Raw genomic sequence first — 14,295 nt, 5'->3', positions numbered from 1 at the left:
ACATAATGCAACTGATTGGCATGCTGGATTCACCCTATGTGCGCCGGGTCGCTATTTGCTTAAAATTATTGGGGATCGAGTTTGAGCATCACGCCATTTCGGTGTTCAGCGATTTCGACCGGTTTAAAGCCATTAATCCGTTGGTAAAAGCGCCAACGCTGGTACTGCCCGGCGATCAAATCCTGATGGATTCTTCGCTGATTCTGGAATACGCCGCCGGGATCGCCCCGACAGACAAGGCCCTGCTGCCAAGTCAGGGGGCAGCGAGACTGCACGCCCTGCAGTTGAACGGGTTGGCATTGGCCGCCTGCGAAAAAACGGTGCAAATCGTTTATGAACAGCAGTTGCGCCCGCAAGAGAAACAGCATCAGCCCTGGCTGGATCGCGTTCAGGGCCAACTGCTGGCGGCCTACGCCGAACTGGAAAAGCAACTGTCACAGGCCGCCGCGCCGCAATTTATGGGCAGTGCAGAAGTCAGCGTGGCGGTGGCCTGGAGCTTCACCCAACTGATGCTGCCCGGGCAGATTAGCGCCGAGCGACATCCTGCACTGGCGGCATTTGCCGCTCAGGCCGAACAACACCCGGCGTTTATCAGCACCCCGCAGGTTTAACCCGCCGAAGCGCGCGACATACAACGTTGACGTCGCTCGTCGACCCGCTTGGCAAACCAGGCGGTGGTCAGCTTACGGGTAATTTTCGGGCTTTCCAGTTGAATGCCCGGCAGCATTTCCCGCGGCAGTTTCTTGCCGGTGGTTTTCTCCGCCAATGCATAAACCCGCTCATACAGATCGGTGTCGGCAAACTCGAGCAAATCCCCTTTCTCCAGCGCCCGGCGAATCGACGAGTCGCTCATGTTCAGCCGCTTGCCGAGGGTGCGTACCGCCAGTTCGGTGGTGCCGGGTTTACTGGTGCCGTAGTTAATCAAATCGCCATCCAGCGCCAACGGGATGCCCGTGGTGCGGCTGACCGCGCTTTGGAAAGCGGCGTTGCGGCTGGCGTACCAACCGGCATTGAAGTCGGCGAAGCGGTAAATCGGCTGGCTGTAGTTGGCCGGGTATCCCAACAGATGGGCAATGCCGAAATACATGCCGCCGCGGCGGCTGAATACTTCACGGCGGATCGAGCCGTCAATCGGGTACGGATAACCTTTGGCATGGGCTTCGGCGAAGGCAATGCTCACCTGCATCGGCCCGGCAGTGTGCACCGGGTTCAGGCTGCCAAACAACTTTTGCCCCATCGGCACCGAATCGATCATGTCGTCAAAGATATCGCTGAGGTCTTTCTCGGTGCGCACCTTATCCAACCGCTCACTGTAGCTCTTGCCGTTCGATGATTTGATCAGCAAAGCGGTATGCACCAGGAAGTTGGGGATATGCAGTTGGTCAGCGCGGCGGTCGATCTCTTTCCAGGCGATTTTAGGCAACCCCGGCACCGTCGGATTGGCCTGGAAGGTCGATTCCTGTTCGGTGACCGCCAGTACCGAACACAGGTTTTGGTCACTGGGTTCAATGCCTTGTGCAGCAAATGCGGCGGTGATATCGGTAGCCCACCCCTGACGATCGGCGGTGTTAGCCGGCATCAAGCGCACCAGTTGGGCTTTGACGTCAGTCGGACGATGCACCGGTGAAGTCGTGGTGGTTTTCGTGGTACAACCGGCCAGCACCAGCAGTGCGGCCAGGCTCAACGGACGTAAGGTCATCGGGTTGATAAATCGGCGAATTAGCATCTTTTCCCTGATCGTTTTGGCATAAACTGCAGTGACGTTAGCCCAGCCGGGGGCCGTGATCCAGTTTAAATGTGTCGATCCGGCGGTAAGAGCCCGCGCACGCCAGGAAATAAACCTTAAAGGAATGACCGCGTGGTTAAACATCATGCATCGAAAACTCTAAACCCGGCATTTTTTGATCGCGGGCATTTTCAACGGACCAATAAACATGTATTTTATATGCAACTTATAAAATCATTTTATTCGCCCGCACCAGGGCAACGCAAAATTTAAGGAGAGAGGCATGAATGAGCGGCTTTGTTATAAAACCCTGCCGGTATGGAACAGTGCCACGCTGCCGGAGAGTTTCCAGCAAAAGCACAACACCCAGAGCGGTACCTGGGCCAAACTCACGCTGCTGAGCGGCACCCTGACCTTTGCGTTGATGACCGAGGAAGGCGAAACCACCGAAACCTGGCAGTTCAGCCCCGAGAGCCAGCCGCCGTTTATCGCCCCCCAACAATGGCACCGTATCGTTTCATTTTCCGATGATATGACCTGCCAACTGGCTTTCTATTGTTCGCCGGAAGATTACTACCACAAAAAGCACCAACTGACGCGCACCCACTCCGAAGTGATCGAAGCCGTACAACACATAAAGCCCGGCAAGGCACTGGATCTGGGCTGCGGCGGCGGGCGCAACTCGCTCTATCTCAACCTGAAAGGCTTTGACGTCACCGCCTGGGACAAACACGGCCCGTCGATCGACAACCTCAATAGCCTGATCGATAGCGAAGGTTTGTCGCACATTCGCGCCAGCGTGCAGGATCTCAATGCCCACAGCTTCAGCGGCGAATACGACTTTATTCTTTCCACCGTGGTGTTTATGTTCCTCAGCCGCGAGCGGATCCCGGCGCTGGTGAAAAACATGCAGGACAGCACCCTGAACGGCGGTTACAACCTGATTGTCGCGGCGATGGATACCCCGGATTACCCTTGCAGTCTGCCTTTCCCGTTCACCTTTAAACCGGGTGAGCTGAAAGACTATTACGCCGACTGGGAAATTCTGAAGTACAACGAAGATGTCGGCCAACTGCACAAAACCGACGCCGCCGGCAATCGCATTTCACTGCGCTTCGCCACGCTGCTGGCACGCAAGCCATAAATCCCCTCTGGATTGGCACCGGTCGACACCTCATTGTCCGGTGCCAGCCCGCAGCAAAATACGGCAAACAACATGAAGTTTAATACGTTGCCAACCCGCCGCTGCGGCGTTAGGATCGCGCCCGGCTACGGGTGTAGCCAGTGTTATTGGCTGTCAGTTCCGCGCATGGAGAGGTTATTGTGTTAGAAAGTTTTGGCGTCCTGAATCTTTGGACCTATCTGGCCGGGGTGGTATTTATCATCATCCTGCCAGGCCCGAATACGCTGTACGTCCTGAAAACCGGAGTAACACGCGGCGTACGGGCCGGCTATACCGCCGCGCTGGGCGTGTTTATCGGCGATGCTATCCTGATCTTCTGCGCCTATATCGGCGTGGCCTCGCTGATCCGCACCACGCCGTTCCTGTTTACCCTGGTACGCTTTCTCGGTGCAATTTACCTGCTGTTCCTGGGCGCAAAAATTCTCTACGCCACCTTCATCCAGAAAAACACAGCGCAACAACAACAGATTGAAGGCGGCCACAGTATTCTGCGTAAATCGCTGACGCTCAGCCTGACCAACCCGAAGGCGATCCTGTTCTATGTGTCGTTCTTCGTGCAGTTCATCGACTTCAACTATGCGCATACCGGCCTGTCGTTCACCCTTCTGGCGCTGATCCTCGAATCGGTCAGTTTTATCTACATGACCACGCTGATCTTCTCCGGTGCGATGCTGGCGCACTTCTTTAACCACAAGAAAGGCCTGGCAAAACTGGGCAATGGCCTGATTGGCCTGCTGTTCCTCGGCTTCGCGACCCGCCTGGCAACCCTCAGTTCCTAGTCCGCTGCATTGACGGCTGACCCGTTCAGCCGTTTCCCCCTGCCCTGTCACGCACAACAAACCGAATGTCAGGCAGACAAAAGCCCCTCTTCTCGGCCTGCTGTAGACTTTTAAGGTTAACGATAGCGACCTTTTTTGTCTGACAGGAGGGCGTATGCCTGACAATAACGTAGCAGTGATGGACAGCGTTTCGCGTTTTCTCGATCGTCACCATGGGCTGTATATCGACGGCCAATGGCGTGAGTCCACCGCCGAAGGCCGACTGGCGGTGTATAACCCCGCCGACGGGCAACAAATTTCCTCCACCGCCGACGCCAACGCACAGGACGTCGCGCGGGCCGTGCAATCGGCCCATCAGGCTTTTACCTCCGGGGTCTGGGCGCAGCGTTTACCTGCCGAGCGCGAGCGTATTTTACTGCGCTATGCCGATTTGGTTGAACAACACACCGAAGAGCTGGCCCAGTTGGAAACGCTGGAACAGGGCAAGTCGATCAACATCGCCCGCATGTTCGAAGTCGGCTGCACGCTAAACTGGATGCGCTACACCGCCGGGCTAACCACCAAGATCACCGGCCAAACCCTGGACGTGTCGATCCCCATGCCGCCGGGCGCCAAATACCAGGTGTATACCCGCAAAGAGCCGATTGGCGTGGTGGCCGGCATTGTGCCGTGGAACTTCCCGCTGATGATCGGCATGTGGAAAGTGATGCCGGCGCTGGCGGCAGGTTGCTCTATCGTCATCAAACCTTCTGAAACCACGCCGCTCACCCTGCTGCGCATGGCCGAACTGGCGACCGAGGCCGGTATTCCACCGGGCGTATTCAACGTGGTGACGGGCAAAGGCACCGGCTGCGGCAAAGCGCTGACCGAACATCCGCTGATCGCCAAAGTCAGCTTTACCGGCTCCACGCCGGTCGGCAAAGGCATTGCGCGCGCGGCGGCGGATCGCCTGACACGCGTCACGCTGGAATTGGGCGGCAAAAACCCGGCCATCGTGCTGAAAGACGCCGATCCGCAGCAGGTCATCGAAGGCCTGATGGCGGGCAGTTTCCTTAATCAGGGGCAGGTGTGCGCCGCCAGTTCGCGGATTTATATTGAAGCACCACTCTACGATACCCTGGTGGCCGGATTCGAGCAGGCGGTGAAATCCCTGTCCGTCGGACCGGGTATGGATGCCAGTGCGCAGATCAACCCGCTGGTTTCCAGCGATCATCGTAATAAAGTGGCGGCCTATCTGGACGACGCCAGATCCAAGCACGCTGAGTTGATCAGCGGCGCGACGGGGCCGGACTCGCAAGGGTTCTATATCCCGCCGACCCTGGTGATTAACCCGGATGACAAGCTGAATCTGGCGCGCGAAGAAGTGTTCGGCCCGGTGGTCAACCTGATCCGCGTGGCGGACGCCGAAGAAGCGTTGAGCAAAGCCAACGATACCGATTACGGCCTGACCGCCAGCCTGTGGACCACCAGCCTGCAAGCGGCGATGGCCTTTACGCCACGCATTCAGGCCGGCACGGTGTGGGTCAATACCCATACCCTGATCGACGCCAACATGCCTTTCGGCGGCTTCAAACAATCGGGCAGCGGCCGTGATTTCGGCCCGGACTGGCTGGATGCTTATACCGAATCCAAATCGGTATGCATTCGTTACTGAAAAACGTCTTGATCCCCAGTAGCGCCGACCGCGGCGCTACTGATACTGCTTGCGGTATTCGCTTGGCGAGACGCCGAAACGGCTTTTGAAGGCAGTGGAAAAATGGCTGTGATCGGCAAAGCCCCAGTCATAGCCGACAGTGGCCAACTTTTCCCGCGCCGGCGCGCTGCGTAGCGCCTGAGCGCACAAATCCAGGCGACGGTGCTTGATATATTGCGCCACCACCAGCCCCTGACGGGCAAACATCCGGTACAGGCTGCGTACCGAAACACCCAGCTCAGCGGCAATCCACTCCGGCCGTAACGCCGCCGACTGGATATGCGTATCGATAAACGCCAGCGTCCGGGTGAACGTCTCCGGATGAACGTCAGATCCCAGGTCACGTTCGACCAGCGCCGGGCGTAACAACGTCGCCACGGCACTCAATATCGCCTCGCTCTCGGAAGCGCTCATCTGCGCCTCCTGCATACACCCCAAAACCAGTTGCCGACTGAGGCGCGCCATGCTGCTTTGCCCGTCGAGCCGTCGAGCAAATGACCGATCGTTCAGGCTTGCGGACTGTTCGAAATAGCTTCGCGGCATCAGTAATGAAATTTGGCGGGAGTCCTGCTGAAAGGTAAAGCTGCTGGTGCGTGAAGCATCGATCAGCGTGACGTCACCGGCGGACAATACCGCCTGTCGGTCGCCCTGCTCCATCAATGAGCTGCCGCGCAGCTGAAAAACCGTGAAAAAGTGTGCCCCGTCGCTGCGGGCAATCTCTTTTTGAGTCCGATACAAACGGGTTTGTGCGGCATCAACCACGCTCAGGCGTAACGCATGGGCGCGGAACTCCTGCATCGCGCCGCTAAATCCTGGCCCCAGCGTCCTGGCGCAAAACCGGCCGCAGGCGGAGTTGATTTTCGCTAACCACTCCTCGAAGCCAACCTCCCTGACCGGTACGGAAATTGCCATGGATCCTCCTTCAAACATCAGCGATGGACGCGATCGAACCGCAAGCGGTGTGAACAGAAAATCAACATAACAATCCAGTAACATACAAGCAATGCCGTCAGCGGGATCTGGCGCAGGGATCACAGATTGGGCCTTGCGCCTCCAGACATGCAAAACCCGGCCGCAGCCGGGTTGTACATACAAGCGGAGATCACAAAACGTTAAAATTGATATTGCCAATATACAGTGATTCACCGGTCGGCAAATTGGTCAGATCGATATAGAACAACAGCCATTGCTGACCACCATCGGCAATATTGCGCGGCGTTTGCCCGCTACCCACGTTGAAATCGCTGGCGTTGCCAAACATGTTGATTGCCGTTGTCGGGCTGGTGGTCACATTAACTGCACCGAAATTCCAGGTGTCCTTAACGTTGGAAAAATAATAGCCTGCAGATCCGGTCAAACTGCGGATCCCTTCACCGGAAAACGCATATCCGGCTGCGGTAGAGAACCCCACAGATCCCATTACCTGCACTCGGCAGTAAGGCACTCTGCCCTCCCCCATCGCCATTGGGATAGCAATCCGTTGGCTGCCGGTAGTATTGGCTGTTTTCCTGATCTCAATCACCTTGCCGGTGAAAGCAGCCCCGGCCGGAGGATAAACGGTTTGCACCAGATAATTAGCTGCTGTAAATGCATAACCGTACAGAGTCGCCAAATAAGAACTCACTTGCTCCGCCGTTTGCAGATTCAGCATTCTATTGTTTTTCGAAGTTAACGGTTGTAACACCGGGCATTGGTTCTGGTTAACCATAAAGCATCCCTGCGTTTTTAATTGACCTTCCCCTGATAATAACGTGCCGTGCCCAAAGGTATTCTCAAACTCGCAATCTTGCAGGATCACCTTACTGTGGGGCTGTTGAGCGTCAAAATAGGAAGGCGCAGTAATGGGTACATTGGTGGTGCCGTAAAATTTGGTTCCCACAGCGCTAAAGCTGCCGGTGCCCGTGATCACCACGCGGCTGTCGGTGATATCACTGTTGATCTCCATATGGCCACCGAGCATACATACCCGCGCATTTTTAATCACAAAACCAAACTTTTGGTAATCAATGGAACAATTGACGAAGTTATGCGCCCCACCCTCCAGATTCAGAACGCCTCCATTGCCAAAGGTGCAGTTGGTATAACTGAAGTTCTCCCCCGCATCGGCAATACCGGCAGGGTAATAAACGTCCCCCCCTGAATTTTGCGAGAAATAACTATCATAGAAACGGATCAAATAAGCACGTGCCCCATATCTGACCGCTGGAGCGGTGCGGAAATGGTAGAATTTTGCCTCGCGTACAACGCATCGACAGAAACGAAAATCTCCCGCAACACCCTCGCCCTCAAACAGCATTGCCGTCACACCTTGGTTAATGGTGCCGCTGTCGATACGGTTTGGGCTGCAAGAATACATTTCCAGTTTTTCCAACGTGCACTCAATGGTCGGTCGATTCTTTTCGTTATACAACCGTAGCAACGCCTTCGGATTGCCCGCATCCAGATTAAAACCTTCATTGGCGAAAATAGCACCACCATTGGCATACAGATTAATACGCGTATTCCAGATGACGGTTGAGGTGAAACCATATTGACGATTACCTTTAAAGCGCACGCCTGCCGGTTTTGGGGTCCAGTTAATATAAGTACCGCCAGGAGGTGTGCCCGAAACAATCACGGTGCCAACCAACCAGGCCAGCATGCGGCTAAATGCCGGCGCGTTGTCATAGCCATCATTTACAAAGCTTCCGGATTTATTGCGATAGAATGGTCTGGCTCCCCACCACTCCGGATCGACACAGTCTTCAAAAACCCTTTCCCAGATAATATTGTTGGCGTCTTTAATCAGCATTACACCATCAACATCCCAGCGATCGACTGACGGACTAGCGGCTTGCTTGATAAACCGGCCGCCGGTATAGCTGTCCGTTACGACAATCTCTTCGGTACTGGTGGTGTTTAACGCGACATCATTCAGCGTTGCAACATAGTAAATGGTGCTTGATGAAGGTAATGGCATAGAGGTCTCCTAAGTGTTTGTAGCAGGGGTCTACTAACGCCTGCCGAGGAGTCTCAATATATCGACCACAGAAATGGGGAGATACCGCAACGCGTCTGCTGATGGCTGACAGAACAGACTGAGGGAAAACGCAGGATAAACACCCTGCGCCTGTAAGTTTTGCGGATTAAGGCTGGCTATCCAGCAGATAACGGACCACGGCGGCATACTCCTTCGCATAACCGTCGACGCTTTGACTCGCCATGCCGGTATTGTCGATTTTGTACTTGCCGGAAACATAAAATGATGGCGTTGCGCGTACGTCCAGCGCTTTCACCGCTTCATTCTGCTTGGCCGTCATGCCCTTCACCAGCAGGCTGTGGCGCGCATTTTCATAGGCCGCGGCATCAACACCGGCGGCGGCAAACACCCGCTGAATATCCTCTTCACTGTTAATAGCGCGCTTCTTTTGCAGCTCGTCGAACAGCAGACCTTCGATTTTATCCTCAATGCCCATCACCATCGCTACCGACCAGGCTTCGGTCAGCTCATTGCCCAATTTGCCCATCAGGCCAACGTGATATTTGGTCAGTTTAGTGCCCTCAGGCAAGGCCTGGCTGACGGTGCTGCCCACATGGTAGGTTTCGGCAAACTGATAACAGGGGCCGCAATAAAAGGAGAAAAACTCTACCACCGCAGGGGCCGATGCCACCGGCTTATCCAGGCGAGAATATTGTTCGCCCGCACGGTAATCCGCCGCCGCAGCGACAGCGGGAAGCAATAGCGCCAGTAGCGCCCCGGCGAACAGCCGATTAACTTTAGCCAACATAACAACTCCAATTCAGATGAGAACATTGTCCCTAACGGCGGTGTTTATAATCAAATTATCGTTTCAAGGCCAGTTTTTATTACCTTATGTTTATGTGGATTTGAGCCACATCAAGGGGATGCACCGGCCGTGAGTGGCATTCTCCTGCTCAGGCGCTATGCTTGAAGAAGGCCTTAATAAGTGAACCACTGCGCCAGGAGACGCTGTACCGAGGTAAATATGACACTGATTAATAAGAATATTGGTGAGTATGACTTCACTGCGCAAAAGAACGCGGGGATGATCACCGGTACCATCAGCGGTGAATTCCCGGACAGCGACGCCAATCTGCCGCTGGTGCCGTTTTCCGGTACCTTTGCCGCCCCTTCCGTCGCAGAGGCGATTGAGGATATTACGCGGCAATTTCCTGATATTGAACCGGCGATAGTCGACTTATTACGCGCTGAAATGCTTAAGGCGGGATATTAACTCCCGCCTCTCAGATTAGAATATTCTTACTTACAGAACCTTTTCGATTTGCCTACCCTTTCCATATTGCTAACAACTATGGCGCAAGATGATACTGGCCCCCTCAATGTAGAGGTTAAAGGTTATATTATGCGTCGTATTCTGATGTTCATCAGTGCGCTGACTATTAGCGCAATGCTTTCCGGCTGTATATTCCCCCCTCCTGGCGGCGGCGGTGGCGGCCGCCACGGTGGGCCGGGTTATCACTTTAACGGCCCACGTTAAACCGTCAGCCCTATCCCTGGCACTGACCAAGAATACCGTTTTCCATACTCAGGAAATAATAATGAAAAAGCTGATATTTATTATCACCGCCGTCATGGCGTTAAATTGCACCTCGGTCTTCGCTGCGCCACCGATCAATAAAGAGCCTGAGCGCCCAATTATTCATCAAAATAATAAAAAGCCGCATAATAATAAAGTGCAGCCCAAACCGCACCACAACAAAAGGCGGCTTGAGCAACCACACAAAAAAGTGCCAGAAAAGCGGGCGCCAGAGAACCTTCCCGCCAACCGCCATTAATACCGGGGCCGAAACTGAGAACCGACAAAAAATAGGCCAGCTAGCCCGTAGCCGTCGATCAATCGTCATTCACTGGCTCCCATATTCGCGATCAATCACTTATATTTAAACTGAGGGCTGCCTGAATGCCACAGCGGCGGCAGTGTCCTCAATCAACCTGAGGGAGCCACCCATTTTATGCGTTTAAAACAAAGCACGGCAGGTCTGTTATTGGCAGGTACCGGCCTGTTGACGGCGGGCAGCGCACTGGCCGCCACGGATACCCTGGTCTACTGCACCGTGGCCTCGCCCGAATCTTTCAACCCGCAGCTTTCCAGCTCCGGCACCACCTTTATCGCCACCTCGCAGGTGCTGTACAACCGCCTGCTGACGCTGCGTGAAAGCGATAAAACCCCGGCCCCCTCACTGGCAACCGAGTGGACCATCAGCCCGGATGGCAAAACCTACACCTTTACGCTGCGCAAGGGCGTGAAATTCAACAGCAACAAATACTTCACCCCGACGCGCGACTTCAACGCCGAGGACGTGGTGTTCACCGTGATGCGTCAAAAAGATGCCAATAATCCGTATCACAAGGTGTCCGGCGGCAACTACGAGTACTTTACCGACACCGGGCTGGACAAACTGATCACCAAAGTGGAGGCGGTGGATAACGACCACGTGCGCTTTACGCTGAGCCAGCCTAACGCCGCATTCCTGGCTGACTGGACCATGGACTTCGCCTCGATCCTTTCCGCCGAATATGCCGATGCCATGCTGAAAAAAGGCACCCCGGAGTATGTCGATAACTGGCCTATCGGCACCGGGCCGTTTGCGTTGCAGCAGTACAAGCAGGACTCGCTGATCCGCTACATCGCCAACCCGCATTACTGGCAGGGCGAAGTGGCCAGCAAGCACCTGATTTTCTCCATCACGCCAAACCCGGAAACCCGGCTGGCCAAGCTGAAAACCAACGAGTGCCAGATCATCCCTGCCCCGCTGGCGGAGCAGTTTGACGCCATCAAGGGCGACAAGAACCTGCAACTGCACAATATCGACGGCCTGAACGTCGGCTATCTGGCGTTCAATACCCAGAAGAAGCCGTTCGATAACGTGCTGGTACGCCAAGCACTGAGCTATGCGGTGGACAAAAAAGCCATCGTTTCAGCGGTATTCAAAGACAGCGGCACCACGGCCAACTCGATACTGCCGCCAGGCATGTTGGGCTACAACGACAAATTGCCGGAATACGCTTACAACCCGGAGAAGGCGCGTGAACTGCTCAAGCAGGCCGGGCTGGAGAAAGGGTTTGAGACCGACATCTGGTCGATGCCGGTAGCCCGCCCTTACAACCCTAACTCACGGCGCATCGCTCAGATGATCCAAAGCGACTGGGCGAAAGTGGGCGTGAAAGCCAAAATCGTCACCTGGGAATGGGGTCAGTACCTGGCAGGGCTGCGCAAAGGGGAACAGCAGAGCGCGCTGTACGGCTGGATGTCGGATAACGGCGACCCGGACAACTTCGCCACCTTGCTCAGCTGCGCCGGTGTACAAACCGGAGCCAACGCGGCCCGCTGGTGCGACAGCAGCTATGACAAACTGATCCAGCAAGCGATTCAGGTCAGCGTCCCTGCCGAACGCGCCAAGCTTTATCAGCAGGCGCAGGTGATTTTCGCCCAGCAGGCCCCACTGCTGCCACTGGCGAACGGCAAGGTGTTCTATGCCACCCGCAGCAACGTCAGCGGCTATGTGGTTGACGTTAACGGCAGTGACTTCGCCAAAGCCAAGATCGACTGAGTGACCTGCGGCCCCCGCTTTAAGCGCCGCACCAGCAACACGCCGGATGAAAATCTCATCCGGCGCTTTCCTCCCCTGTAACATTTGGTTACTCTCGTCAGCACTGTGATTTAACATCAAAAGGTAACCCGGTGCAGAACTCTTATATGCCGATGCAGCATCGCCTGCACTGGCTGGTGGCGATGCTGCTGGTCGTGACCTGCACGACCATTGAACTGAGAGGGCTTGCCGTACCGGGCACCCCGGTGTGGTACGTACTGGTGGTGACCCACTTCAGTTGCGGAGTGACGGTATTTGTTCTGATGATTGCCCGCCTGTTCCTGCGCTGGCGCCACACCAGCCCCGCTATCGACCCGAAACCGGCAAAATGGCAAACCGGCGCGGCACATCTGGTGCACAGCCTGATTTATCTGTTGCTGCTGACGTTGCCGGTTCTCGGCGTCTATTCCCGTTATTTGGGTGGCAAAGAGTGGTTTTTATTCGGCTTGCCGATGCCCTTTGCCGAGATTGCCGACCGACCGCAGGCGCGGACCATCATCGGCTGGCACAAGACGCTGGCGGCTTTCGGTTATTGGCTGATCGGGCTGCATGCCGCCGCAGCGCTGTTCCACCACTATATCGTTAAGGACAATGCGCTGGTGCGTATGCTGCCTTGGTTGAATCGGCGTTAGGTTCGCTGCCCTGTTATGCATCGCCCCGCCGCTCACTTCTTTCGCGCTGGACTTGGGTATCTTGAGGGCCATATATCCGCAGGAGGCAGATTCAAAGCCTCACCAATCAATCGCTCGCCCTTCGGCCAATGCCGCGCCAGCGCATTGCCCAAGGTAGAAGAAGCCAACCCTGCCTCTCTGGATACCGCCGCTAACGTGGTGCCTTTCTTCTTTAAAGCAGCAATCACATCCGCCGGGTGCCAATCACCTTTATCCATCATGCTTAATCCTCCTGGTTATCTGATGACTTAATTATCCCGTTTTGGGATAGTCGCAGCAATGGCAGATATTCGATTTTGGGATATCACTCGCGGAAAATGCCATGACTTCAGTTTATTCAACCGAGTATCAATTAGTTATAAAAACGCTTCGAGATGCTCGTATAGAAAAAGGCATCACTCAGACCAAACTGGCCGAAGCGCTGGGCCGCCCGCAGTCGTTTATCGCCAAGGTTGAAAACGGCGAACGCAAGCTGGATGTGGTGGAATTTGCTGTGATTGCCCGATTGCTTGGGGTTGATGCTGGAGCGGTTATTGAGCGGATTGGCGGGCGAGGCTGGAATAAAAAATATCTTTATTAAGAGTAAGGATTATAAAATAGGAAGATGCCAATTTCCTATCGGGGAGGCTTACAGATAAACAACATACATTCAAGAGCTTATATATAATAGTTGTAAATAACAGACAGTTATTCCCCCAGTAGTTAATAGATATTACTGACTAACCTTTGCATCTAATTAAGAAGTAGGACCGTGATATTCCATCGAAAAAACCTCCATGAAATTGAATGACTGCATATCAGTTAAAATCTTACCTAAGTACTACCCTTAAGTAATATACCGAATCAAAGGGCACCGCATCTGGTAAAACAGCAGCACTCACTAGATACTATTACTTTTCCAACCCTCATGACGAAACCACCTCACAGAAGTTCATTCTGGGTTCTCTGCAAAATATCAATGCAGTTCCACTCAATCGTCCGCTTGCGCCAATGCATATCGATTGCTTGAGTAAAATCTGGACGAACCAGTTTTGCTCGAGCCTCGCACCACTTGGTTGATTCGCGGCGAATCACCACCCCCTCTAGCTGGCCTTCGCGGTAGCGACTAGGCACAGTTATCACTAACTGCTTCAACGCAGTCACGGAAATATTTCCATGCATCACCTCCGGTACCGTAGCCAACTTAGCAATCGTAGCCAATGCATTACGCCGAGTCGTACTCCAAAATCGGCCAGCAGCTCGATCATATACATCGAACAGTAGGAACCAATCTGGTAGCCAGACATAGTCCAGCGAATGACGAGCTGCGCACCACTCGCCAAACAAGATCAATTCAGGTTTGAGGACAGATTGAAGCGATGCTCCATGTTGTGCCAACCATGCAGGTAAACGAGTGAACTGTCCCAAATAGGGTTCAGTCAGGTATTGACCCCGATTTTGCACACGTAAACTGCCGCCTGAAGCAAGAGAAAAACCTAAATTCGCTCCATCCAGCTTTTCTTCCACCACGACATTGCCTGAAAGTAATGTTGTCACCTTGTTCGGAGACAACATCTTGTCACTTCGTGGAGAGCCCTCACCTAGCCACATTAAGTGCGGAGTATGCGGAAAACGAAAAAAATCAGTCATTA

General features: G+C 54.3%; 16 protein-coding genes. 10 read left to right on the top strand and 6 right to left on the bottom strand.

Features of this window, described 5'->3' with window-relative positions:
- Positions 1-5 precede the first annotated feature (5 nt).
- The gene (locus ACGS9J_RS05415; protein WP_442230009.1) at positions 6-611 is read left to right on the top strand and encodes a glutathione S-transferase; all 606 of its coding nucleotides are present in this window, start codon (positions 6-8) and stop codon (positions 609-611) included.
- Here ACGS9J_RS05415 and ACGS9J_RS05410 read toward each other — a convergent pair.
- On the bottom strand, positions 608-1,726 hold the full coding sequence (locus tag ACGS9J_RS05410; protein WP_442230008.1) for a DUF1615 domain-containing protein: 1,119 nt from the start codon (positions 1,724-1,726) through the stop codon (positions 608-610). The genes ACGS9J_RS05415 and ACGS9J_RS05410 overlap by 4 nt on opposite strands.
- Positions 1,727-2,009: 283 nt before the next feature.
- Between ACGS9J_RS05410 and tehB the strand changes: the two genes are divergently transcribed.
- From tehB to ACGS9J_RS05395, 3 genes are all read left to right on the top strand, one after another.
- The gene (tehB, locus tag ACGS9J_RS05405; RefSeq protein WP_442230007.1) at positions 2,010-2,870 is read left to right on the top strand and encodes an SAM-dependent methyltransferase TehB; all 861 of its coding nucleotides are present in this window, start codon (positions 2,010-2,012) and stop codon (positions 2,868-2,870) included.
- 179 nt (positions 2,871-3,049) lie between these two features.
- Entirely contained in the window at positions 3,050-3,688 is a 639-nt protein-coding gene (leuE, locus tag ACGS9J_RS05400; protein WP_442230006.1) for a leucine efflux protein LeuE, read from the top strand.
- A 154-nt stretch (positions 3,689-3,842) separates the two neighbouring features.
- On the top strand, positions 3,843-5,342 hold the full coding sequence (locus tag ACGS9J_RS05395; protein WP_442230005.1) for an aldehyde dehydrogenase family protein: 1,500 nt from the start codon (positions 3,843-3,845) through the stop codon (positions 5,340-5,342).
- A 36-nt stretch (positions 5,343-5,378) separates the two neighbouring features.
- Here ACGS9J_RS05395 and feaR read toward each other — a convergent pair whose 3' ends face one another.
- The 3 genes from feaR to ACGS9J_RS05380 form a co-directional block, all read right to left on the bottom strand.
- A complete protein-coding gene (gene feaR, locus ACGS9J_RS05390; protein WP_442230004.1) occupies positions 5,379-6,293 on the bottom strand; it encodes a transcriptional regulator FeaR in 915 nt (304 codons plus the stop codon).
- A 190-nt stretch (positions 6,294-6,483) separates the two neighbouring features.
- Positions 6,484-8,340: a hypothetical protein gene (locus ACGS9J_RS05385; RefSeq protein ID WP_442230003.1), complete on the bottom strand. Its 1,857-nt coding sequence runs from the start codon at positions 8,338-8,340 to the stop codon at positions 6,484-6,486.
- A 166-nt stretch (positions 8,341-8,506) separates the two neighbouring features.
- A complete protein-coding gene (locus ACGS9J_RS05380; protein WP_442230002.1) occupies positions 8,507-9,148 on the bottom strand; it encodes a DsbA family protein in 642 nt (213 codons plus the stop codon).
- Between the two features lie 219 nt (positions 9,149-9,367).
- Between ACGS9J_RS05380 and ACGS9J_RS05375 the strand changes: the two genes are divergently transcribed.
- The 5 genes from ACGS9J_RS05375 to cybB all read left to right on the top strand — a co-directional run bounded on the left by ACGS9J_RS05375 (position 9,368) and on the right by cybB (position 12,625).
- Positions 9,368-9,616 (top strand): hypothetical protein, encoded by a 249-nt coding sequence (locus ACGS9J_RS05375; protein ID WP_442230001.1) that lies wholly within the window; start codon positions 9,368-9,370, stop codon positions 9,614-9,616.
- A 129-nt stretch (positions 9,617-9,745) separates the two neighbouring features.
- Positions 9,746-9,880, top strand: a complete 135-nt coding sequence (locus ACGS9J_RS05370; protein WP_442230000.1) for a hypothetical protein — start codon at positions 9,746-9,748, stop codon at positions 9,878-9,880.
- Between the two features lie 61 nt (positions 9,881-9,941).
- The gene (locus ACGS9J_RS05365; protein ID WP_442229999.1) at positions 9,942-10,178 is read left to right on the top strand and encodes a hypothetical protein; all 237 of its coding nucleotides are present in this window, start codon (positions 9,942-9,944) and stop codon (positions 10,176-10,178) included.
- A gap of 177 nt (positions 10,179-10,355) precedes the next feature.
- Entirely contained in the window at positions 10,356-11,954 is a 1,599-nt protein-coding gene (locus tag ACGS9J_RS05360) for an ABC transporter substrate-binding protein (RefSeq protein WP_442229998.1), read from the top strand.
- 146 nt (positions 11,955-12,100) lie between these two features.
- Positions 12,101-12,625, top strand: coding sequence for a cytochrome b561 (gene cybB, locus ACGS9J_RS05355; RefSeq protein ID WP_442230307.1), 525 nt, complete (start codon positions 12,101-12,103; stop codon positions 12,623-12,625).
- Between the two features lie 32 nt (positions 12,626-12,657).
- Here cybB and ACGS9J_RS05350 read toward each other — a convergent pair whose 3' ends face one another.
- Positions 12,658-12,882, bottom strand: a complete 225-nt coding sequence (locus ACGS9J_RS05350) for a helix-turn-helix domain-containing protein (protein ID WP_442230306.1) — start codon at positions 12,880-12,882, stop codon at positions 12,658-12,660.
- 104 nt (positions 12,883-12,986) lie between these two features.
- On the opposite strand from ACGS9J_RS05350, the gene ACGS9J_RS05345 reads away from it, so the two are divergent.
- Positions 12,987-13,244, top strand: coding sequence for a helix-turn-helix domain-containing protein (locus ACGS9J_RS05345; RefSeq protein WP_442229997.1), 258 nt, complete (start codon positions 12,987-12,989; stop codon positions 13,242-13,244).
- A 341-nt stretch (positions 13,245-13,585) separates the two neighbouring features.
- Here the strand turns inward: ACGS9J_RS05345 and ACGS9J_RS05340 are convergent, their stop codons facing one another.
- The gene (locus ACGS9J_RS05340; RefSeq protein ID WP_442229996.1) at positions 13,586-14,293 is read right to left on the bottom strand and encodes an RNA ligase family protein; all 708 of its coding nucleotides are present in this window, start codon (positions 14,291-14,293) and stop codon (positions 13,586-13,588) included.
- Positions 14,294-14,295 lie beyond the last annotated feature (2 nt).

Origin of the sequence: Serratia quinivorans (assembly GCF_052113645.1) — a bacterium.
GTDB classification, from domain to species: domain Bacteria; phylum Pseudomonadota; class Gammaproteobacteria; order Enterobacterales; family Enterobacteriaceae; genus Serratia; species Serratia quinivorans_B.
The sequence above is the reverse complement of the archived record's forward strand: the minus strand, read 5'-3'. Positions and strand labels throughout refer to the sequence as shown.